Origin of the sequence: Hydrogenophaga sp. SL48 (assembly GCF_021729865.1) — a bacterium.
Lineage (GTDB): Bacteria > Pseudomonadota > Gammaproteobacteria > Burkholderiales > Burkholderiaceae_C > Hydrogenophaga.
Map to the genome: position 1 here is coordinate 4,160,866 of NZ_CP063400.1, position 21,141 is coordinate 4,182,006.

Annotated in this window: 23 protein-coding genes; 10 read left to right on the forward strand and 13 right to left on the reverse strand. The window is 70.8% G+C overall.

The window, feature by feature from the left end:
- Positions 1–9: 9 nt before the first annotated feature.
- Complete coding sequence (locus IM738_RS19680; RefSeq protein WP_236962729.1) at positions 10–1,314, reverse strand: tetratricopeptide repeat protein; 1,305 nt, start codon at positions 1,312–1,314, stop codon at positions 10–12.
- A 46-nt stretch (positions 1,315–1,360) separates the two neighbouring features.
- Positions 1,361–2,095, reverse strand: coding sequence for a sterol desaturase family protein (locus tag IM738_RS19685; RefSeq protein ID WP_236962730.1), 735 nt, complete (start codon positions 2,093–2,095; stop codon positions 1,361–1,363).
- A 117-nt stretch (positions 2,096–2,212) separates the two neighbouring features.
- Between IM738_RS19685 and IM738_RS19690 the strand changes: the two genes are divergently transcribed.
- Complete coding sequence (locus IM738_RS19690; RefSeq protein WP_236962731.1) at positions 2,213–3,262, forward strand: GlxA family transcriptional regulator; 1,050 nt, start codon at positions 2,213–2,215, stop codon at positions 3,260–3,262.
- On the opposite strand, the gene IM738_RS19695 is transcribed toward IM738_RS19690, so the two are convergent.
- Entirely contained in the window at positions 3,263–3,685 is a 423-nt protein-coding gene (locus IM738_RS19695; protein ID WP_236962732.1) for a VOC family protein, read from the reverse strand. It lies immediately after the preceding gene.
- A 132-nt stretch (positions 3,686–3,817) separates the two neighbouring features.
- Here IM738_RS19695 and IM738_RS19700 point away from each other — a divergent pair, with 132 nt between their 5' ends.
- The 3 genes from IM738_RS19700 (at position 3,818) to IM738_RS19710 (ending at position 5,859) form a co-directional block, all read left to right on the forward strand.
- On the forward strand, positions 3,818–4,921 hold the full coding sequence (locus IM738_RS19700; RefSeq protein WP_236962733.1) for an alkene reductase: 1,104 nt from the start codon (positions 3,818–3,820) through the stop codon (positions 4,919–4,921).
- A gap of 129 nt (positions 4,922–5,050) precedes the next feature.
- Positions 5,051–5,461, forward strand: coding sequence for a SirB2 family protein (locus IM738_RS19705; RefSeq protein WP_236962734.1), 411 nt, complete (start codon positions 5,051–5,053; stop codon positions 5,459–5,461).
- Positions 5,458–5,859, forward strand: coding sequence for a YbaN family protein (locus IM738_RS19710; RefSeq protein WP_236962735.1), 402 nt, complete (start codon positions 5,458–5,460; stop codon positions 5,857–5,859). The genes IM738_RS19705 and IM738_RS19710 overlap by 4 nt, the downstream gene beginning before the upstream one ends.
- A gap of 6 nt (positions 5,860–5,865) precedes the next feature.
- Here the strand turns inward: IM738_RS19710 and IM738_RS19715 are convergent, their stop codons facing one another.
- Positions 5,866–6,792, reverse strand: a complete 927-nt coding sequence (locus IM738_RS19715; RefSeq protein WP_236962736.1) for a LysR family transcriptional regulator — start codon at positions 6,790–6,792, stop codon at positions 5,866–5,868.
- Between the two features lie 126 nt (positions 6,793–6,918).
- Between IM738_RS19715 and IM738_RS19720 the strand changes: the two genes are divergently transcribed.
- Complete coding sequence (locus IM738_RS19720; RefSeq protein WP_236962737.1) at positions 6,919–7,878, forward strand: Bug family tripartite tricarboxylate transporter substrate binding protein; 960 nt, start codon at positions 6,919–6,921, stop codon at positions 7,876–7,878.
- Between the two features lie 145 nt (positions 7,879–8,023).
- The gene (locus IM738_RS19725; RefSeq protein ID WP_236962738.1) at positions 8,024–10,060 is read left to right on the forward strand and encodes a 4-oxalomesaconate tautomerase; all 2,037 of its coding nucleotides are present in this window, start codon (positions 8,024–8,026) and stop codon (positions 10,058–10,060) included.
- Positions 10,061–10,465: 405 nt separating this feature from the next.
- On the opposite strand, the gene IM738_RS19730 is transcribed toward IM738_RS19725, so the two are convergent.
- From IM738_RS19730 to IM738_RS19750, 5 genes are all read right to left on the reverse strand, one after another.
- The gene (locus IM738_RS19730; protein WP_236962739.1) at positions 10,466–11,662 is read right to left on the reverse strand and encodes a phosphoglycerate kinase; all 1,197 of its coding nucleotides are present in this window, start codon (positions 11,660–11,662) and stop codon (positions 10,466–10,468) included.
- A 112-nt stretch (positions 11,663–11,774) separates the two neighbouring features.
- Positions 11,775–11,939 (reverse strand): rubredoxin, encoded by a 165-nt coding sequence (locus tag IM738_RS19735; RefSeq protein ID WP_236962740.1) that lies wholly within the window; start codon positions 11,937–11,939, stop codon positions 11,775–11,777.
- A 33-nt stretch (positions 11,940–11,972) separates the two neighbouring features.
- Positions 11,973–12,719: a cytochrome b/b6 domain-containing protein gene (locus IM738_RS19740; protein WP_236962741.1), complete on the reverse strand. Its 747-nt coding sequence runs from the start codon at positions 12,717–12,719 to the stop codon at positions 11,973–11,975.
- A gap of 15 nt (positions 12,720–12,734) precedes the next feature.
- Positions 12,735–13,253, reverse strand: a complete 519-nt coding sequence (locus IM738_RS19745; RefSeq protein ID WP_236962742.1) for a diheme cytochrome c — start codon at positions 13,251–13,253, stop codon at positions 12,735–12,737.
- Between the two features lie 20 nt (positions 13,254–13,273).
- Positions 13,274–13,681, reverse strand: a complete 408-nt coding sequence (locus IM738_RS19750) for a DUF1924 domain-containing protein (RefSeq protein ID WP_236962743.1) — start codon at positions 13,679–13,681, stop codon at positions 13,274–13,276.
- 168 nt (positions 13,682–13,849) lie between these two features.
- On the opposite strand from IM738_RS19750, the gene IM738_RS19755 reads away from it, so the two are divergent.
- Positions 13,850–14,215 (forward strand): PepSY domain-containing protein, encoded by a 366-nt coding sequence (locus IM738_RS19755; protein WP_236962744.1) that lies wholly within the window; start codon positions 13,850–13,852, stop codon positions 14,213–14,215.
- Between the two features lie 19 nt (positions 14,216–14,234).
- Entirely contained in the window at positions 14,235–14,888 is a 654-nt protein-coding gene (locus IM738_RS19760; protein WP_236962745.1) for a response regulator transcription factor, read from the forward strand.
- Between the two features lie 454 nt (positions 14,889–15,342).
- Here IM738_RS19760 and IM738_RS26000 read toward each other — a convergent pair whose 3' ends face one another.
- Positions 15,343–15,918, reverse strand: a complete 576-nt coding sequence (locus IM738_RS26000; RefSeq protein WP_336886531.1) for a hypothetical protein — start codon at positions 15,916–15,918, stop codon at positions 15,343–15,345.
- 193 nt (positions 15,919–16,111) lie between these two features.
- Here IM738_RS26000 and IM738_RS26005 point away from each other — a divergent pair, with 193 nt between their 5' ends.
- Positions 16,112–16,411 (forward strand): ATP-binding protein, encoded by a 300-nt coding sequence (locus IM738_RS26005; protein ID WP_336886567.1) that lies wholly within the window; start codon positions 16,112–16,114, stop codon positions 16,409–16,411.
- Here the strand turns inward: IM738_RS26005 and IM738_RS19770 are convergent.
- The 3 genes from IM738_RS19770 to IM738_RS19780 form a co-directional block, all read right to left on the reverse strand.
- Positions 16,389–18,113, reverse strand: a complete 1,725-nt coding sequence (locus IM738_RS19770; RefSeq protein ID WP_236962746.1) for a phosphoethanolamine transferase — start codon at positions 18,111–18,113, stop codon at positions 16,389–16,391. The two genes, IM738_RS26005 and IM738_RS19770, sit on opposite strands and share 23 nt — an antisense overlap.
- A 66-nt stretch (positions 18,114–18,179) precedes the next feature.
- Positions 18,180–19,577 carry a sensor histidine kinase gene (locus tag IM738_RS19775; protein WP_236962747.1) on the reverse strand — a complete coding sequence of 466 codons (1,398 nt, stop codon included), beginning with the start codon at positions 19,575–19,577 and terminating at the stop codon, positions 18,180–18,182.
- Positions 19,574–20,293, reverse strand: coding sequence for a response regulator (locus IM738_RS19780; protein WP_236962748.1), 720 nt, complete (start codon positions 20,291–20,293; stop codon positions 19,574–19,576). Before IM738_RS19780 ends, IM738_RS19775 begins: the two co-directional genes overlap by 4 nt.
- Before the next feature lie 93 nt (positions 20,294–20,386).
- Between IM738_RS19780 and IM738_RS19785 the strand changes: the two genes are divergently transcribed.
- Positions 20,387–21,139, forward strand: a complete 753-nt coding sequence (locus tag IM738_RS19785) for a phosphatase PAP2 family protein (RefSeq protein WP_236962749.1) — start codon at positions 20,387–20,389, stop codon at positions 21,137–21,139.
- Positions 21,140–21,141 lie beyond the last annotated feature (2 nt).

Genomic DNA, 21,141 nt, shown 5'->3' on the forward strand with positions numbered 1-21,141 from the left:
GAACGGGATTCAGGCGGTCAGCGCCTCGCGCCGCGCGGGCAGGCGCTGCCGGGCCAGGGCCAGGCGCTCCTGCTCCAGCGCGCGCGCCAGGGCTTTCTGGCCGCTGCGCTGGGCCGCCGCGATCAGCGTGAGGTCGATCAGGTCGCGCTGCGCATGGCTGCCACCGAAACGGTGCGACTGGCTGCGCACCGGGCGCAGCAGGGCCACCGCACGCGCCCAGTCCTGCTGCCCGAAGGCGACGCAGGCCTGCGTGACCGCCGAGCCGACCTCGCGCGTGAAGGCCGCGTTGTCGCCCTCGCTGGCCATCGCAATGCGCTGGGCCTGCAGCAGCGTCTGCAGCAGGTCTTCGCGTCCGGCGGCCACGAAGGCCATGGCCGCGTGCCAGTCGCTGAAGGCGTAGTGGCCGTCGCCCGCGAAGGGCGCCCAGCGCTCGGCCAGGCGCTCCCAGCGCGCGCCCACGTCCGCCCCCTGCAGGTCCAGCCGCCACAACAAGGCGCTCGCGTCCACCAGCTCCACATGGACCTCGGGGCGGTGGCCGTGGATCGGCCCGTCGTACAGCGCCAGCACCTCGGGCAGATCGCCCTGCGCGAGGTGGTGCAGCGCGAGGTGCCACCAGTTGTGCACGGCCAGGAAGTTGTCGGTCTGCCAGCCTTCGTTGCCCCGCATCCACTCGATGCCCTCGTCGCGCCGGCCCTGCATCTCCAGCACGTGGGCCACCGCGTGCTGCGCCCAGGCGTCGCGGGGCTGCAGGTCCACGGCCTGGCGCCCCAGGCGTTCGGCGCGGGCGTAGTCGCCGGTTTCTTCGAGCCCGAAGGCCTGCATGCCCAGCACCGCGTGCCAGCCGGGCAGGGTGGCGGACCACGCGGGCAGGGCGCGCGCGATGCGGTCGCGCAGCATGCGCGAGTCGCCCACGAAGAAGTCGAGCTGCTGGCCGGCCTGCAGGGCCAGCGCGTCCAGCGGGTGGTGCGCGCTCAGGTCTTCCAGCGTGAGCGCGGCGGCGCGCCACTGGCCGTCGCACAGCTGCGCGATGGCCCGCAGGTGCCAGGCCTCGCGTTCGTTGTGCGGCAACTCGCGCGCGGCCGCCAGGGCCTCGCGGGCGGGCGCCACGGCTGCCGCTTCCGAGGACAGCAGGAAAAGCCAGGCGCGCAGCACCTGGGCCATCACCAGGTCGGGGGCTTCGGCCAGCGCCGCTTCGGCGGTGGCCAGGGGGTTGTCGGCAAAACAGCGGAACTGATGCAGGGCCTGCTCCAGCAGGTCGTGGGCGTGGGCGTTGCCGCCCGAGAGGGTGTGGCCGACGGTGTCTTTCGTGGTCATGGGAATGCTCCAGGGTTGGGGTGAGGAAAAAAGGGAAGGAAGGGGATCAGGGCCGGGCGCGCGACACGTCGCGGAACACCAGCATGTCGGGAATGCGCGCAGAGGCGCCGTCGTGGAAACCCAGTTCGGGCCAGGGCGCGTTCGCCGGTCCGTTGCGGAAGGTGCCGAACAGCAGGTCCCACAGCGGCAGGTCGGCGTAGTTGTGCGCGTGCACGCCGCGCTGGTGGTGGATGGCGTGGCTTTCGGGTCGCTGGATCAGGTAGCCCAGCCAGGTCGGTGTGCGCACACGGGTGTGCTGGAACACCGAGAGAAAGGTCAGCAGCGCCACCGCCCAGGCACCCGCTTCGGGGCTCAGGCCGAGCAGCGGAAACAGCACCAGGCTGGAAAGCGTGGTGAACAGCGCCGTGTCCAGCGGGTGCAGGTAGAAGGCACCCCAGGGGTCGAGCGATTCGGCGCTGTGGTGCATCTGGTGGCCCAGGCGCCAGAGGGTGTCGAAACGGTGCGCGCTGCGGTGGTACCCGTAGTGGAAGAGCTGGTACACCAGCACGCCCAGCGCCGCACCGCCGGCGGTGCCGAGGGCGACCCCGTCAAAGACGTGCAGGCCTCCGAAGAAGCGGCTCCAGAGGTGGCCGACGAACAGCGCCAGCCCGGTGTTGACCACGGTGATGGACAGGGCCCGCGAGCGCCAGCCGCGCACGCGACCAGCGTGGGCGTGGGTGATGGCATCGAGCAGGAGGAAGGCGGGCAGCACCGCCAGGGTGAAGATCTCGGGCCAGGACATGGTGTTTCCAGTGAGGGGTTGAAAGGGGTTTGACGGTTCTAGAATCGGTCAGGCACTGTAGGCAGACGGACCGTTTTCACCTGCAGTCAAATCCGACAGCCACCCGACAAAACCGCCATGTCCAACCCCGACGACGCCCCGGCGCTCGCCACCGTGGCCATCCTGGCGCTGCCCGAGGTGGCGGCCTCGATGCTGTTCGGCATGAGCGACATGTTCATGGGCGTGGGGCGCGACTGGCCGCTGGTGGTGGAGGACCGCCCGGGCCGCTCGTTGCTGCGGGTGCAGATCGTCTCGGCCGACGGCCAGCCCCTGACCATTGCCAACGGCGTGCACCTGGCGCCCGACAGCTCCATCGCCAACGCCCCTACCCCGCAGGTCATCTGCATCCCCGAGGTGTTCGTGGTGCCGAGCACCGACCTGCGCGGACGCTATGAGGCCGAAGCGGCCTGGCTGCGCGAAGCCCATGCCCGGGGCGCCATCATCGCGGCGGCCTGTTCGGGCGCGCTGCTGATGGCCGAAGCCGGCCTGCTCGAAGGCGAGGACGCCACCACCCACTGGGCCTATTGCGACGTGCTGGCGCAGCGCCACCCGGGGATCCGCCTGCACCGCCGGCGGGCGCTGGTGACCGCGGGCGAAGGCCAGCGCCTGGTGATGGCCGGTGGCGGCACCTCCTGGCAAGACCTCGCGCTGTACCTGATCGCCCGGCTGGTGGGTCTGGAGGCGGCGATGCAGATGGCGCGCCTGTACCTGATCGACTGGCACGGGAGTGGCCAGCAGCCGTTTGCGCGGCTCTCGGCGAGCCGGCAGTCGGACGACGCGGTCATCACGCGCTGCCAGCTCTGGGTCGCCGACCACTACGGCGAGCCCAGCCCGGTGGCGGCGATGACGCGGCTCTCGGGCCTGGCCGAACGCTCCTTCGTGCGCCGCTTCCAGCAGGCCACGGGTTTATCACCGCTGCAGTACGTGCACCACGTGCGGCTCGAAGAGGCCAAACAGTTGCTGGAGGGCAGCGACGATTCGATCGAGGCCATCGCCGGCCAGGTGGGCTACGAAGACGCGGGCTATTTCGCGCGCCTGTTCAAGCGCGAGGTCAACCTCACACCGGCCCAGTACCGCAGGCGCTTCGCGGGCCTGCGTGAGGTGCTGCAGCAGGGCCGCACGGCCTGATCACAGCTCAGGGGGCGCGCCATCGGGCGGCCCCTTGAGTTCCACCACATTGCCTTCGGGATCGGTGACGTAGAGCGAGGGACCTTCGCCCTCGGCGCCATAGCGCGAGGCCAGCTCGCCGGCCTCGACGCCGTGCGCCTGGAGCTGGGCGCGGATCTGTGCCTCGTCGAACGGCTCCACCCGGAAACAAAAATGGTCGAGGTTGCGCCCCTGCGCGCCCGGCGCCGCGCCGCCGGCGCGACCAAGCGGCCCGTCCACCGGCACCAGGTCGAGCAGTGAGCGCCCGGCACGCAACTGCACCAGCCCGATGCCGTCCTGGCGGCGCTCGATGCGACAGCCCAGCACATCGCAATAGAAACGCAGCATGGCATCGAGATTCACGACGCGCAGCACGAGGTGGTCGATTTCCCGGAGGTGGAACATGGGCCAGGTTATACCGCCTGTCATCGCTTTCTGAAACACCCGCTGTGGGGTCACCGTCCGTCGGCGACCGACCGCGCGGACCGTGAAGCGTAGACTGGGCCACACCACCTACCCAACCCGCCACCCCCACCCATGACCACCCTGTTTGAACCCCTGCAAGTCGGCGCCCTGAGCCTGTCCAACCGCATCGTCATGGCCCCGCTCACGCGCAACCGCGCGCCCGACGCCATCCCCACGCCGCTGATGGCCGAGTACTACGCCCAGCGCGCCAGCGCCGGCCTGCTGATCACCGAGGCCACCGCCATCACCCAGCAGGGCCAGGGCTACGCCGACGTGCCCGGCCTGTACGGCACCGAACAGCTCGACGGCTGGAAGCGCGTGACGAAAGCCGTGCACGACGCGGGCGGCAAGATCGTCACCCAGCTCTGGCACGTCGGCCGCGTCTCGCACACCGACCTGCAGCCGCACTTCCAGAAACCGGTTGCCCCCTCGGCGATCCGCGCCCACACCAAGACCGTGCTGATCAGGGACGGCGTGCCCACCTTCGTCGACACCTCCGAGCCGCGCGCGCTCGACGCCGAAGAGATTCCCGGCATCGTGCAGGACTACCGCCACGCCGCGCTCAACGCGATCTCAGCGGGTTTTGACGGCGTGGAGATCCATGCCGCCAACGGCTACCTGATCGACCAGTTCCTCAAGACCGGCAGCAACCAGCGCAAGGACGACTACGGTGGCAGCGTCACCAACCGCGCGCGCCTGCTGCTCGAAGTGGTGGCCGCCGTGACCGACGCCATCGGCGGCGCGCGCACCGGCATCCGGCTCTCGCCGGTGACCCCGGCCAACGACGTGGTGGACACCGACCCGCAGCCGCTGTTCGACCACGTGGTGCGCAAGCTCGCGCCCTACCAGCTGGCCTACGTGCACCTGATAGAAGGCGCCACGGGCGGCCCGCGCGAACTGCCGGACCGGCCGTTCGACTACGCGGGGCTCAAGGCCAGCTACCGCGCGGCCGGCGGCCAGGGCGCCTGGATGGTGAACAACGGCTACGACCTGACGCTGGCCCAGCAGGCGCTGGCCGACGGCGCCGACCTCGTGGCCTTCGGCAAGACCTACATCGCCAACCCCGACCTGGTGGCCCGCCTGCGCGCGGGCGGCCCGTTCAACGCCCCCGACAAAGCCACGTTCTACGGTGGCGGCGAAAAGGGCTACACCGACTACCCGACGCTGGAAGGGTAAAGGCCCCCACGCTCCGCCGCAGCGCGGGTCGCTGCCCCCCGAGGGGGCTGATCCGGCTTGGGGCGGCCCGGCGCCGGATCGCTGGCCCCCATGCTCCACCGCGGCGCGCCGACCTATGATGCGCACACCATGCCGTCTCCCGAATGGGTCGCCGCCCTCTACCCCTGGCTCCTCCCGCTGCACATCAACCTCGTGACGCTCAGCGTGTCGCTGTTCGCGGCACGGGGCATCGGCGTGCTGGCCGGGCAGGCCTGGCCGATGCAGGCCTGGGCGCGCGGCCTGAGCCCGGTGATCGACTCGCTGCTGCTGCTCGCGGGCGGATCGCTCTGGTGGCTGCGGCAGCTCAACCCCACGCAGGACCACTGGCTGCTCGCGAAACTGGTGCTGCTGATCGTCTACATCGTGCTTGGTACGCTCGCGCTCAAGCGGGCGCCGACGCGGATGGCCAAGGCCGGGTGTTTGTTCGCCGCGCTGGCCGTCGTGGGCTTCATGGCCAGCATCGCGGTGGCGCACCATCCCCTGGGTCTGTTCGCGCCATGAGCGAGGCGCCCACGCCCCACCGCTCGCGGCTGGTGCGCGGCCTGCTGTGGGTGGCGGGGTCGCTGGCGCTGGTGCTGGGCCTCATCGGCGTGGTGCTGCCAGGCCTGCCGACCACACCCTTCGTGCTGCTGGCCGCCGCCTGCTACGCCAAGGCCTCGCCGCGGCTGCACACCTGGCTGCTCAACCACCGCCTCACCGGCCCGATGCTGCGCGACTGGGAAAGCGACCGCAGCCTGACGCGCCGCAGCAAGGCCATCGCCGTCGGGTCGATGCTGCTGATGGTGAGTGTCTCGATCTGGCACTTTCAGGGGCGCCCAGTGGTGCAGCTGGTGCTGCTGGTCGCGGCCGCCATCGGTGCCGGGGTGGTGCTGCGCATTCCCACACGCAAACCCAAATAAGCGCCCCTACGCGCGCGACGCCCTGCGCCGGCGCGGCGGGCCGGTCTGCATCTCGGCGCAGAGGTTGTAGAACTCCTGCGCCGCCGGCGCGAGCACGGTGGATCGCCGCTTGATCAGGCCCACCATGCGTTTGACCACCGGGTCCACCAGCGGCACGCTGACCAGCAGCGGGTGGTCCTTCGCCGGCATGGCCATCGAGGGCACCACCGCCACGCCCAGCCCGGCTTCCACCAGACCGATCATGGTGGTGCCGTGCCGCGTTTCGTACAGGCTCTGCGGCTGACCAACCATGCCGGCCAGGGCCTGGTCGAGCAGCAGGCGGTTGCCCGACACCTTGTCGGCCGCGATGTAGTCGTGCTGCGCGAGCTCGGCCCAGCGCACCTGGCGCTTCTTGGCCAGCGGGTGGTCGCGCCGGCAGGCCGCGACGAACTGCTCTTCCTTCAGCGGCTTGAACTCCACGTCGGCCTCCTGCGAGCCGACAAAATTGAGACCGAAATCGGCCTCGCCGCGCGCCACCGCCAGCAGCACCGCGTTGGCGCTCTCGTCGATGATCTTGATGCGAACGCGCGGGTAGCGCTCGTGGTAACGCGCGATCACACTGGAGAGAAAGTAGTTCACCGCCGAGGGCACGGCCGCGATGGTGACCTCGCCCATGCGCGTGGCCGCCACGCCGCGGATGCCGAGCAGCGTGGTGTCCAGCGCATCGAGGATCTGGCGCAGCTGACGGTCGAAATCGCGCCCCACCACCGTCAGGCTGACGCGGCGCGTGCTGCGCTCCAGCAGCCGCACGCCCAGCGCCTGCTCCAGCTTGTCGATGCGCCGGCTGAAGGCGGGCTGCGAGATGTGCACCGACTCGGCGGCCTTGCGGAAATTGCCTAGTTCGGCCACGGCACGGAAGGCGAACAGGTCGTTGAGATCGAAGTGTGCGGACATGGAAGGGACCGGTCGGGGGCGTTTTGATTGATGCACATTGTGGATCAATCGATCCCAACAATGCAATTCACAGATGCCTTCGATCGCCGGATGATTCACCCACTTTCAACCGACAGGAGACAAACCATGAACATCACACGGACCGCGATCACCCTCGCCCTGACCGCCGCCTTCGCCCCCGCCGCCATGGCCTTCCCCACCAAGACCATCACCATCGTCGTGCCCACCGCCGCCGGTGGCGGCAACGACCTGATGGCGCGCACCATCGCGCAGAAGCTGGGCACGCTGCTGGGCCAGAGCGTGATCGTGGAGAACAAGGCCGGCGCCAACGGCGCGCTGGCCAGCGAGGCCGTGGCGCGCGCCGCGCCCGATGGCCACACGCTGATGCTGGGCTACATCGCCACCCACGCCATGAACCCCGCGCTGCAGAAGCTGCGCTACGACCCGGTGACCGACTTCGAACCCGTGGGCCTGGTGGGCTACTCGGGCACGCTCCTGGTGGCGAACGGCGCCACGCCGGTGAAGGACGTGAAGGACCTCGTGGCCCAGCTCAAGGCCAAGCCCGAGCGTTACGTGTACGCCACCGCCGGCAACGGCACGGCGCCGCACTTCGCGGGCGAGCTGTTCAAGATGAACGCGGGCGTGGAGATGATCAGCGTGCCCTACAAGGGCGCGGCGCCGGCGGTGAACGACACCATCGGCGGCCAGACGCAGTTCATGTTCCCCAGCCTGTTCACCGCGCTGCCGCACGTCAAGGGCGGCAAGCTCAAGGCCCTGGCCATCGCCGGCCCCAAGCGCTCGCCGCTGCTGCCCGACGTGCCCACCATGAAGGAGGCCGGTGTGGACGGCGTCGAGGTGCAGCAGTGGTACGCGATCTTCGCGCCGGGCAAGACGCCCAAGGACGTGGTGACCAAGATCAACCAGGCGCTCAACACCGTGCTGACCGACAAGGAGGTGGTCAAGCGCATGGAGGACCACGGCGCCGACGTGGAGACCAGCACGCCCGAGCAACTCGGCGGACTCGTCAGGAGCGAGCTGGCGAAGTGGAAGGCCGTGGTGGTGAAGGCCAAGCTGACGGCAGAGTGAACTGAATACCCCCCGCGCCGCTTCGGATCCCCCCCCAAGGGGGGCGGCACTGGCCGTCTGCCCTGAGCTTGTCGAAGGGCCGCCCGGCGGTGCCCTGGCGAAAGCACGACCGGCTCTGCGCTCCACCCTCACCCTGCACCACGCCATGTCCCTCTCCATCCCCTGTGTCCTGATGCGCGCCGGCACCTCGCGCGGCCCCTTCTTCCTGCGCGACTGGCTGCCCGAGGGCGATGAGGCGCGCGACCAGGCGCTGATCGGCGCCATCGGAGCGTCGGACCCGCTGCAGCTCGACGGCCTGGGCGGCGGCAGCACGCTCAACAGCAAGGTCGCCATCGTCTCGCGCTCCACGGTGCCCGACTGCGACCTGGACTACCTGTTCGCCCAGGTCGGCGTCGGTCACCGCTCGGTGGACACGCGGCCCAACTGCGGCAACATGCTCTCGGGCGTGGCGCCGTTCGCCATCGAGCAGGGGCTGATCACCGCGCAGGACGGCACCACCACGGTGCGCATCCACAACGTGAACACCGGCTCGCAGATCGAGGTCACGGTGTGCACGCCCGGCGGCAAGGTCAGCTACGAGGGCGACGCGCGCATCGACGGCGTGGCCGGCACGGCGGCGCCCATCCTGCTGAACTTCCTCGACGCCTGGGGCGCGGTCACCGGCCAGGTGTTCCCCACCGGCCAGCGCATCGACCTCATCGACGGGCTGGAGGTGACCTGCATCGACGCGGCCATGCCGCTGATGGTGCTGCGCGCCATCGACCTCGGCCTCACGGGCCGCGAGAGGCCGGCCGAGCTGGACGCCAACACCGCCCTGCTCGCGCGCATCGAGGCGCTGCGGCTGGAGGCCGGCCGGCGCATGGGCCTGGGCGATGTGTCGGGCAGCGTGATCCCCAAGCCGGTGCTGGTGAGCGCGGGCGACACGCTGGACAGCATCACCTCGCGCTACTTCACGCCGCACAAGTGCCACGCTTCACACGCGGTCACCGGCGCCATCGGCGTGGCCACGGCCTTCGCCCTGCCCGGCACGGTGGCCAGCGGCATCGCGCGCCCGGCCGGACGCCATGCGCTGGTGGTGCTGCACCCGGCCGGCCAGATCGATGTGGCGGTGGACCTGGAGGGCGAGGGCGAGCGCATCGAGATCAAGAGCGCCGCGCTGGTGCGCACCGCGCGCAAGATCATGCAGGGCATGCTGCACCTGCCGGGCTACGTGTTCCCGCCCGCTGCGTCCGCCGAGGCCAGCACGACCACGCAGCAGACCCCAGCGGTGCGCAGCTTCCCGCAGCGCGAGCTGCACGTCATCGTGCCCACCAGCGCGGGCGGCGGCAACGACACCATGGCGCGCACGCTCACGCGCAAGCTCGGGCCGCTGCTGGGCCAGCCGCTGGTGGTGGACAACCGCGCGGGCGCCAACGGTAGCATCGCCAGCGAGTACGTGGCCGCCGCCGACGCCGACGGTCACACCCTGCTGTTCGGCTACATCGCCACGCACGGCATCAACCCCGCGCTGCAGAAGCTGCGCTACGACCCGGTGACCGACTTCTCGCCCATCGGTCTGATCGGCTATTCACCCACGCTGCTGGTGGTGCCGGCCGCCCTGCCGGTGAACAGCGTGGCGGAGCTGGTGCGCCTGCTGCGCGACGCGCCCACGCCGCTGGCCTACGCCTCGGCCGGCGAGGGCACGGTGCCGCATTTCGCGGCCGAGCTGTTCCAGCTGCAGACCGGCACGCGGCTCAAGCGCGTGGACTTCGCGGGCGCGGCGCCGGCGATTGCCGACGTGGCCAACGGCCTGGTGCAGCTCATGTTCCCCAGCCTGTTCACCGCGCAACCGTACCTGCGCAGCGGGCGACTGAAGGCCTTGGCGGTGGCCGGCAATGAGCGCCTGCCGGCCTGGCCCGAGGTGCCGACGCTGATGGAGGCGGGTGTGCCCGGTGTGTCGCTCACGCAGTGGTACGCGCTGTTCGCGCCGGCCAGGACGCCGCACGCGGTGACGCGCCAGCTGAACACCGCCCTCAACACGGTGTTGAAGGACCCGGACGTGGTGGCGCGCATGCAGGCCGATGGCGCACAGGTGCAGGCCTCGACCCCGGGTGAGCTGCACGACCTGCTGCTGGCGGAGGGTGAGCGCTGGCAATCGGTGGTGCGTCAGACGGGTTTGCGCTTGGACATGGTGGTGGAATAGGACCCCCCTGCGCCGCCTGCGGCGTCACCCCCCAAGGGGGCGATGCGAGTGGCCCGGCGAAGCCGGTTCCACCGCATCCTGGGTGGGGCACTTCTCGCCGGAGCGCGCGCTGGCCCCCGGTCGTTCTGACCTTCGGCGCTCGGGCTGTTTGGGCAGGGGCAGGTGGTCCGACGTGATGTTTGAGCGAACCCGCAGGCACGCCCTTCTGTCGTTGAGGACGATGGCGGTTCCCCCGGGCGCAGGCCCCATTCGCCGTTGCCACGGAGCTTGCGCGCTGCGACGGTGTTGACGCAGCAGCGGAGGCGCACCTGCCCATTCGACGGCGAGCGTGGCCCGGAGAACGGGGGTGCCGCCATCGGCCTGCGCGAGGTGCAGGCGTTCCCCTTCACACGTACGAGGTGTGACTCAACCGTTGGCGCGCCGCGCGAGCACCTCGAACGCCGGCAAGGTCTTGCCTTCCAGCACTTCGAGGAAGGCCCCACCGCCGGTGGAGATGTAGCCCACGTCCTTCTCGATGCCGTACTTGGCGATGGCGGCCAGCGTGTCGCCACCACCGGCGATGCTGAAAGCGCTCGATTCGGCGATCGCCTGCGCGATCACCTTGGTGCCGTTCTCGAACGCCGCGAACTCGAACACGCCCACCGGGCCGTTCCAGACGATGGTCCCTGCCTTCTTCAGCTGCTCGGCCAACAGCTGCGCGGTCTGCGGGCCGATGTCCAGGATCAGGTCGTCGTCGGCCACGTCGGTCGCGGCTTTCACCGTGGCCACGGCGTCGGGGCTGAAGCTCTTGGCACAGACCACGTCGGTCGGGATCGGCACGGCCGCGCCGCGCGCTTTCATGGCTTCGATCACGGCCTTGGCTTCACCGACCAGGTCGGGCTCGGCCAGGCTCTTGCCGATCTTCAGACCGGCGGCGAGCATGAAGGTGTTGGCGATGCCGCCGCCGACGATCAGGCCGTCCACGTTCTTGGCCAGGGCCTGCAGGATGGTGAGCTTGGTGCTGACCTTGCTGCCAGCGACGATGGCGATCAGCGGGCGCTTCGGGTTGGCCAGGGCTTTGCCGATGGCGTCCATCTCGGCCGCCAGCAGCGGGCCGGCCGAGGCGATGGGCGCGGTCTCGGCGATGCCGTAGGTCGTGCCTTCGGCGCGGTGCGCGGTGCCGAAAGCGTCGTGCACGAAGATGTCGCAGAGCTTGCCGAGCTTGGCGGCCAGCTCGGGTTTGTTCTTCTTCTCGCCCACGTTCAGGCGGCAGTTCTCCAGCATGACCACCTCACCGGGGGCGACCGAGAAGTCGCCATCGACCCAGTTGGCCACGACGCGGATGTGGCGGTTCATCAGCTGGCCCAGACGCGCAGCGACCGGCGCCAGCGAATCTTCGGGTTTGAACTCGCCCTCGGTGGGACGGCCGAGGTGGCTGGTCACCATGACGGCGGCCCCGGCGTCCAGCGCCATCTGGATGGCCGGGATGCTGGCGCGGATGCGCGTGTCTTCGGTGATGTTGCCGGCATCGTCCTGCGGCACGTTGAGGTCGGCGCGAATGAAGACGCGCTGGCCCTGGGCCTTGCCCTGGGCGCAGAGATCGGAGAAGCGGATGAATTGCATGATGAGGCCTCAGCCGGTCAGCGGAACCGCCGGCGCGTTGGATGCGGTGCCACATTGGCACCGGGGCAAATTGTAGGCACTGCGCCGCCCCGCCCCCCACCGCGACACGGCCTCACAGCCCGGTCATCACGAAGTCGGCCTTGCCCACGCCGCACTCCGGGCAGCGCCAGTCGCCCGGCACGTCGGCCCAGCGCGTGCCCGGCGCGATGCCGTGATCGGGCAGACCGGCGGCTTCGTCGTAGACCCAGCCGCACACCACACACATCCAGACGGTCATGGCGTCACCCGCTTTCTGTCATGAGGATGTTGATCAATCGTCATCACCGTCCCCCGACGACACCTGACTCCAGGCGCTGGTGGGCACCAGCCCCCGGGGCGATTGTTGCCATTCCCAGGCGCCGTAGGCCAGCACGGCCATCAGGAGCAGGGCAGCCAGCCAGCCCCGGTTGTGCGGCACCAGGTTCGGACCCGGCCCGTCGACCCGGCCGGTCAGCATGGGCGCCGCCTGGTTCTTTCGGCGCAGCACGCTCAAGGCCAAGATCAGCGCCAGGTGCGCCAGCACCACGAACAGCATCGCCTCGCCGAAGAACTCGTGCAGCTCGCCCAGCGTGTCGTCGCCGGGAAACACGCCCCACTCGTTGAAGGTCGCGTAGCCGCTCAGCGTCAGGGGCAACACCAGCACCAGCAGGGCCACCACCGCCAGCGCCATCAGCAGGTTCTGGCCCTGGCGCCAGTGGATCGCGGCGAGCGACGGCGCGGTGCGCAGCGACCGGAGCCACGCGGGTGCGCTGCCCAGCTTGCGCCAGAGCAGGCCCAGGCCGGCCTGGCGCGGACCGAAGAGGCCGTAGAGCACGCGGAAGACCAGCAGGCCCGCCATCGTGTAGCCCAGGGTGACGTGCAGCATGCGCCAGCGCTCGCCGTCGGCCGTCAGGTAGGCGCCGACAAAGCTCAGCGCGAACAGCCAGTGGAACATGCGCGTGGGCGCGTCGGTGACGCGGCGGCCCGGGGCGGCAGCGGGTGCCGTGGCGGCGGTGGAGAGGGTGGGAGCAACGTTCATGGTGGTGGTCCCCGCTCAGTCGTTCCAGGGCCAGCGCCGGCCCAGGCTCACGCCGGCCGGCAGCCGGATGTGGTCGTCGTCGAAGTCGCCGCGGTCGGCGCCCGTGTGGCAGGCGCCGCAGTTGGCGGCGCTCTTGATGCTGGCGTGTTTCCAGACCGCGGACGGGATCTCGTCGTGCTTGCGCTCGAACCAGGCCGAGCGGGTGAGCCGGTCCTGCGGCGGCGCTTCGTTCACCCGCTTGTAGGTGCCGGCGTGGGTCTGCAGCCAGGTGCTGAGCTGCTTGACCGTCGCGTCGTCGAGCGAGGCGTCGGTGCCGTAGTGTTTGTCCAGACCGGTCATGATGCGCTGCCACGAGCGTGCGGGCAGCAGGCCCGGCGCGTAAGCGGTGTGGCAGGCGGCGCACTCGGCGGTGTAGGCCTTGGGCATGTCGCTGGGCATCATGCGGCCGCCGTCGGCCTGGGCGGCGCCCAGGGCCGTCAGGCACAGCAGACCGGCCAGGCCGGGACGGATCAGGCGGTTCGACAAGGTGTTCATGGCGGGCTCCGGTGGGGTCTTCACTTCAAGCTGTTCAGGTAGGCCAGCACGTCGGCCTTTTCGACCGCGCTGCATTCGCGGCTGAGCACGTCGTTGCAGTTGCGCTTGAACCACTTGTCCACCTTGGCGCTGTCGGTGAAGGCCTTGGCGTTGAAGGCCGGCGCCAGCGGGGCGATCACCTTGCCGGTGTTGGCGTGTTTGCCCTGGGTGGTGGGCGGTGTGCCGTGGCAGGAGGCACACGACCACTCACCACCGTGCTGGGCGTTGAAGAAGGTCTGGCCCCGGGTGGCGTTGCCGGGGGCACCGGCCTGCGCGCTCCAGTGCTGCAGCTGGGCGGTGGGCGTGGTCTCGGCCGCCTGGGCGGCGATGGAAAACACACTGATCAGAAGACCGGCGGCGAAGAGGGAGACGGAGCGGGCGGTGGTCATGGCGGGTTCGATGAGAAGAAGGAAGGAAGCGGACGGAAGAAGGGACGGCAGGTGGGTGGACGTGGGCGGTGTCGCAGGACATGGACCGCATTTTTGGAAGTGCCGCTTGAACCCCGCCTGAAGCCCGCGTTCATCGGCCATTCATCGGCGTTGCTCCACAATGCCGCCATGACCCGCTCCGACCCACCCCGCTCCAGCGCCCTCCTGCGCAGCACCCTGGCCGTGCTGCTGGGCGGGCTGCTCACCGCGGCCCAGGCAAGCGATCACGGCGATCACGAGCGCGCCCGTGAAGCGGTCCAGAGCGGGCAGGTGTTGCCCCTGCGCACGGTGCTGGAACGGCTGGAGCGCGAGCACCCCGGCGAGGTGCTGGAGGTCGAACTCGAACGCGAGCACGACCGGTGGGTCTACGAGGTCAAGCTGCTGCAGCGCCAGGGCCAGCTGGTCAAGCTGAAGGTGGATGCGCAGACGGCCGCCGTGATCCGCAGCAGGACACGCGCCGGCAGCGAACCCGCGCGCCACGCGCCCGCGCACTGAACCGGCCCGGAAAGACGGCATGCGCATCCTGCTCGTGGAAGACGACCCCCAGCTGCGCAGCCTGCTGAACGCGGGCCTGACCGCCGCCGGCTACGCGGTCGACGAGGCCGACAACGGCCGCGACGCCCACTTTCTCGGCGACACCGAGACCTTTGACGCGGTGATCCTCGACCTGGGCCTGCCCATGCTCGACGGCCTGTCGGTGCTCAAGCGCTGGCGCGACGCGGGCCGCAAGGTGCCCGTGCTCATCCTGACCGCGCGCGACAACTGGAGCGAGAAGGTCGCCGGCATCGACGCCGGCGCCGACGACTACCTCACCAAGCCCTTCCACATGGAAGAACTGCTGGCGCGGTTGCGCGCGCTGATCCGCCGCGCCAGCGGCCTGGCCTCGCCCGTGCTGCAGTGCGGCGCGCTGGCGCTGGACACCCGCAGCGGCCGCGTGACCCTGGCGGGCCAGCCGGTGGCGCTGACCAGCCACGAACACAAGGTGCTCGACTACCTGATGCACCGCCCCGGCGCCGTGGTCTCGCGCACCGAACTCACCGAACACATCTATGCCCAGGACTTCGACCGCGACTCCAACACCATCGAGGTGTTCGTGGGCCGCCTGCGCAAGAAGCTGCCCGCCGGGATGATCGAAACCGTGCGCGGCATGGGTTACCGATTGACATGAAGCCCTCCCCCGTCGCTTGCTCGCTTCGCGTAGCCGCATCCCCCCTCAAGGGGGCCACACCGGCACCCCGGCAAAGCCGGTTGTGCGGTGTGCCACGGTGGGATCGGGCGCGATCGACCGGGAAGACCAGGTAGTGACACCACTCGGCCGCTGGGCCGCTTCCCTGCGCTTTCGCCTGCTGGCCGCCACGCTGGTGGCCCTGGTGCTGGCGCTGGTGCTGGCGGGCGTGCTGCTCGGCAGCCTGTTCCGCGAACACGTGACGCGCCAGTTCGAGGCGGTGCTGACGCAGCAGCTCGACCAGCTCACGGCCCGCCTGGATGTCGACGCCACCGGGCAACCCGTGATCGACACCGGCCGGCTGTCGGACCCGCGCTGGCAGAAACCGTACTCGGGCCTGTACTGGCAGCTCGACCGCGTGGTCCCCGGCGGCGAGACGCGCCGCGGCGAACTGCGCTCACGCTCCCTGTGGGACACCGTGTTGACCCTGCCCGACGACGCCCTGGCCGACGGTGCGCTGCACCGGCATGAGGGCCAGGGTCCGCAGGACGCGCCGCTGATGCTGGTGGAGCGCACCGTGCGCACCGCCGAACCACCCGGCGCCGCCTGGCGCCTGATCGTGGCGGCCGACGTGACGGAGAACGCGGCCGCCGTGAGCCGGTTCACCGGCGTGCTGGCCGCCTCGCTGGCCGCGCTGGGCGCCCTGCTGATCATGGCGGCCCTGGCGCAGGTGGGCGTGGGCCTGTCCCCGTTGCGGGCGCTCGGGGGCGCGCTGGCGGACGTGCGGGAAGGCCGCTCGCAGCGCCTGCAGGGTCGCTTCCCCGCCGAGCTGCAGCCGCTGATCGACGACTTCAACGGCGTGCTGGACCGCAACGCCGAGGTCGTGGAGCGGGCGCGCACCCAGGCGGGCAACCTGGCCCACGCGCTGAAAACGCCGCTGGCCGTCATGGACCAGGCGGCCCAGTCCGCCGGCGCCGGTGCGCCCGCGCTGGCGCCGCTGGTTCAGGAACAGGTGGCGCGCGCTCGCCGCCACATCGACTGGCACCTGGCGCGCGCGCGCGGCCGCCGCCCACCGGCTGCCGGGACAGCGCACCGCCGTGGCGCCGGTGATCGAGGCGCTGCTGCGCGTGATGTCGCGGGTGCACGCCGACCGCGGGTTGCGGCTGGAGCGCGGCGACATCCCGCCCGCATGGGCCTTTGCGGGCGAAGAACAGGACCTGCAGGAGATGCTCGGCAACGTGCTGGACAACGCCTGCCTCTGGGCCCGGAGCACCGTGAGGGTGGACGTGCGGGGCGACGCCGGGCCGCTGCTCATCATGGTGGCGGACGACGGCCCGGGCATTGCGGCCGAACAGCGGCAGGCGGTGCTGACGCGCGGCGTGCGGCTGGACGAAGCCACCCCCGGCAGCGGGCTGGGCCTGGCCATCGTGGCCGATCTGGTGGCGATGTACGGCGGCACCATGGCGCTGGACACCGCCGCGCTGGGCGGCCTGCAGGTGACGCTCAGTCTGCCGGCTTCGCCATGACCAGGTTTTGCGCGCTGCACGGCGCCAGCAGGTCCAGCGCGCCCTGACGCACCTGGGTCGAGATGTCCATCACACCGAGCACGGTGTGGAAGAGGTGGTCGTGCGAGACCGGCAGCGCCGAGCGGGCGCGCAGGCAGTCGGTGCGCACGCCGGTGCGCTGCTGCAGGCCGGGCGACAGCCAGGTCACCATGGGCACGTGGATCTGCTCTTTCGGCGCGAACGCGAAGGGCACACCGTGCAGGTACAGGCCGTTTTCCCCCAGCGACTCGCCGTGGTCCGACACATAGATCAGGCCGGTGTCGTAGCTGCCGTTGGTGGACTGGGTCTGCAGCCAGCTCAGGGTGCGGTCCAGGAAGTGGTCGGTGTAGGCGATGGTGTTGTCGTAGGCGTTGACCAGCTGGTCCGGCGGACAGGCCGCCAGCGTCTTGCTCACGCACTCGGGCATGAAGGGCTTGTGCTGGGCGGGCGCGCGCTTGTGGTACGTCGGCCCGTGGCTGCCGATCTGGTGCATCACCAGCACCACGCCGCGCGCGCGGCGCTGCGGGTCGAGGGCGGCGATGCGCTGGTCCAGCCGCCACAGCATGACCTCGTCGAAGCACTCGCCGGCCTCGCACAGGTTGGGCTCCGGCGGGTCGTTGGCGGGCGCGTGCGGCACGCGGTCGCAGACGCCCTTGCACCCCGACTGGTTGTCCAGCCAGAGCACCGCCAGCCCGGCGCGCTGCAGCACGTCCAGCAGGGACTCCTGGGTGGCCGGCGCGTCGCCCCCTTCCTTGCGGGTCAAGGGGGAGAACATGCAGGGCAGGGACACCTCGGTGGAGGTGCCGCAGGGGCTGACGTCGCTGTAGTTGACCAGGTCGCCCTGCGCCTGCCAGCGTGCGAGGGCGGGCGTGGTGGGCCGGGCGTAACCGTTCAATCCCCAGTTCTTCGCGCGCGCGGTTTCGCCCACCACGAGCACCAGCAAGGGCGGACGGGCCTGGGCCGTGTAGCTCGCGCCGAGCCGGGCGTCGGCGCCCACCGGCTGGAGCACACGCCCCATCGCCGTCGCCTCGCGGGTGGCGAGCCGGCCGGCGGCGTACACGCTGTTGAGCGGGTTGACCATGTAGCGCAGGTCCTTGTTGTTGCGCATGAGCGAGGCCAGGCCCTGGTAACCGATGAACGCGGAGGACATCACCAGGCCCAGCGCCAGCGCCAGGCCCAGCGCGTTGCGTCCGGTCTGCGGCACCCAGCCGCGGATCGCCAGCGGCCGGTGCCACAGCCACCACAGCACCGGGCCGCCCAGCAGCAGCAGGGTGAACAGCAGGGACCACGACAGCAGCTCGCCGACCTCCCGGGCGTTGGTGTTGACCACGTTGGTCAGCATCGTGGCGTCGATCACCACCCCGTACTGCCACATGAAATAGCTGTTGAACACCGCGGCCAGGACCAGCGCCGTCGCCACGGGCCTCAGCACGCGCGGCCAGGACAGCAGCGACAGCAGCGCCGCGATCACGCCCGTGATCAGCACACCGAGACTCACCACCAGTTCCACGCGATGCGCCAGCGAGTCGCCCAGCGACAGGACGCGGTGCCACAGGGGCAGGTTGCCGGGCCCGGCGAGCCAGAGGGCCAGTCCCCAGACGGTGGTGCGCATCGAGCGCGGGGCGGCGGCAGGGACAGGACGCTCGGCGGAACCGGCCGCAGCGGCGGAGATCGACATGTTCATCAGGCGAATGGATGGCGCCAAGACACCCTGGCCGCCGGAGCTTGAGCGGGGCACCTTATTTCCGCCTTAAGTGGAGGTGGTCCGGGGCCCGGACCCGCTCACCGGTCGCGGCCAGCGCAGCGTGAAGCGCGTGGTCATCGGCGGCTCGCCGCCGTCCCGCTCCAGCCGGGCGCCCATCTGCTCGGCAATGCGTTCGACCAGGCGCAGGCCCAGCCCCAGGCCGGTGCCGGCCTGGGCGGCCGATCCCGGCGCGTCGGCCCGCTGCCCATCGTCACAGACCGACACCCCCAGCCCGTCGCTGCCTTCCCACACCACCACCGCCACCTGGGTGCCCGGGGGGGTGTGGCGCAGCGCGTTCTCGATCAGGTTGCGCAGGGCGAGCTCCAGCAGCATGGGCTGCACCTGCACCCGCACGGGCGTGTCGGGCTCGACGAGGGAGAGGTCGTGCTGGTGCTCGTGGGCCAGCTGGGCATGGGACGAGATCAGGCGCACCGCCACCTCGCCCAGCTCGGTCCACTGGGGCGCCTCTGCGGCGTGGGCACCGGCGCTGTCGCTGGCGCGCTGGGCGCGGGCGAGGTCGAGCAGCTGGGTCAGGATGCGGCCCGCGCGCAAGGCCTCCTGCTCCAGCCGCTGCAGGCGCTCCGCCGAGGGCTCGGCCTGCGCCGCGCGCGCCTGCAGCGTGATCACGGCCAGCGGCGTGCGCAGCTCGTGGGCCACGTCGGACGCGAACTGCCGCTCGCGCTGGGCCTGGCTCTGCAGCGTGTCCACCATGGTGTTGATGGCCGACACGGTGCTGGAGAACTCGCTGAACCGGTGTTGCGTGTCCAGCCGCTGACCCGCAAACCCGTCGAGCGCCGCCACCTCGTCCGACAACTGGTCCAGCGGGCGCAGGCCGTGCCGGATCGTCCACCACAGCACCAGCGCCACCAGCGGCAACAACAGGATCGCCGGTTCGGCGATGTGTTCGGCGATGTCCTGGGCGAGACCGTAGCGCTGTTTCATGTCGATCAGCGCGGCCACGCGGCGCTCGTGGCCGAGGTGGGCAAAGGTCTCGACGTAGGCGCGCCAGTCGTGCGCGGTGCCCTGCGCGTCCCTGAACACCAGCGACACCAGGCCCTGGGCGGGGATCGCCTTCAAATCCAGCCCCCCGGCCAGCCGGTGGCTGTCGGTCACGAGGCGGCCGTCTTCCCACACGATCACGGCCGCGTCCTGCGCGTACTCGTGCGTGTGGTCCTTGACCACGGGCAGGTTGTTCAGCCCGGTGCCGAAGGTGAACGGCGCCGCCGTCAGCCAGAGCTGGGCCACGGCGATCAGGTGGCCGTCGGTGAACTTGCGGGTTTCGCGCAGGCTGGTGCTCCAGGCCACGGCCACCAGCACCAGCCAGACCACCAGCTGCGCGCCCAGGGTCCAGGTCAGCAGGTGGCGCCAGAGGGTGCGCCGGGTCTCGGTGGCCTGCGGCTTCACGCGCGCCCCGGGTCGCCTGGCACCGGCTCTTGCGGGACGAAATAGCCCACCCCGCGCACGGTCTTGATCAGCGACTCCCCGAGCTTGCGGCGCAGGTGGTGCACGTGCACCTCGATCGCGTTGCTCTCCAGCGCGTCGCCGAAGCCGTACAGCGCCGACTCCAGCCGCGACTTGGACAGCACCTGCGGACGGGCCTGCAGCAGCGTCAGCAGCAGCGCGAACTCCTTGGCCCCCAGTGGCACCGGCAGGCCGGCGCGCTCGACCGAATGGGTCGCCGGGTCGAGCACCAGGTCGCCGTGTTCGATCACGGGCTTGCTGCGCCCGCTGGCACGCCGCAGCATGGCGCGCAGCCGGGCCAGCATTTCGTTGGGGTCAAAAGGTTTGACGATGTAGTCGTCGGCGCCGCTGTCCAGGCCACTGATGCGGTCGCTCACGCCATCGCGGGCGGTCATGATCAGCACCGGCATGTCGCGGCGGGGCAGCAGGTCGGGCTGGGAAGCCCGGTCGGCATGCCCCCGCAGGCGGGCCAGCAGGTCCAGCCCGTCGCCGTCGGGCAGCCCCAGGTCCAGCAGCATCACGTCGAAGGGCTCGACCCGCAGCGCGGTCCAGGCGGAGTGGACGCTGGCGCACACGTCCACCGCGTAGCCGGCCTGGCGCAGCGACTGGCTCAGGCCGCTGGCAATGCCGGGATCGTCTTCCACCACAAGTGCACGCATGTCAGGGTCGGGCGCAGAGCGCGTAGGTCAATGCCCGGATTATCTCGTCCCCCCTTAAGGTTCTCTTAAAGTCACCCTTCGAACATGCGCGCAATGCCCACCCCATTGCGCCCCGCTGCCCCGCACACGCCCGTGTCCCACCGCCTGCCCTGGGTCTGGCTGGGCGGACTCGTGCTGCTCACCCTGGCGTGGGACGCCCTGGGCCTGGACCTGCCGCTGATGCAGCAGATCGGCACCCCGCAGGGCTTTGCGCTGCGCGCCGACACCCTGCTCGAAGGGGTGATGCACGACGGGCTCCGCCAGTCGGCGCTGGGGTTCTACCTCGCCCTGTGGGGCTGGGCGCTGGTGCCCGACGCGCGGCTGCCGGCGCGCTGGCGGGAGCGGCACCCGCCCCGGCGCGAGCGCCTCACGGTCGTGCTGCTGGTCGCCACGGCACTGGCCGCCGTGAACCTGGTGAAGTACCACAGCCTCACCAGCTGCCCCTGGGACCTGACGCTCTTCGGGGGACCGGCCCGGTACGTGTCGCACTGGTCGTTCGGTGCGGTCGATGGCGGCAGCGGACGGTGTTTCCCGGGCGGGCACGTCTCCAGCGCTTTTGCCCTGTTGCCCCTGTGCCTGCCTTGGCTGGCCCCGCCGGCGGGCTGCCGTGGGCGCGACGTGGCGACGGGCCAGCGCTGGCTGGGCGGCATCCTGTTCATGGGGGCGGTGGCCGGCGCCACCCAGACGGTGCGGGGCGCCCACTTCCCCAGCCACACGCTCTGGACGCTGGTGCTCTGCGGCGGCGTCGCGCTGACGGGCTGGGGGCTGGCGCAGCCCTGGCTGCGCGCCGTGACCGAACGGACATAGGC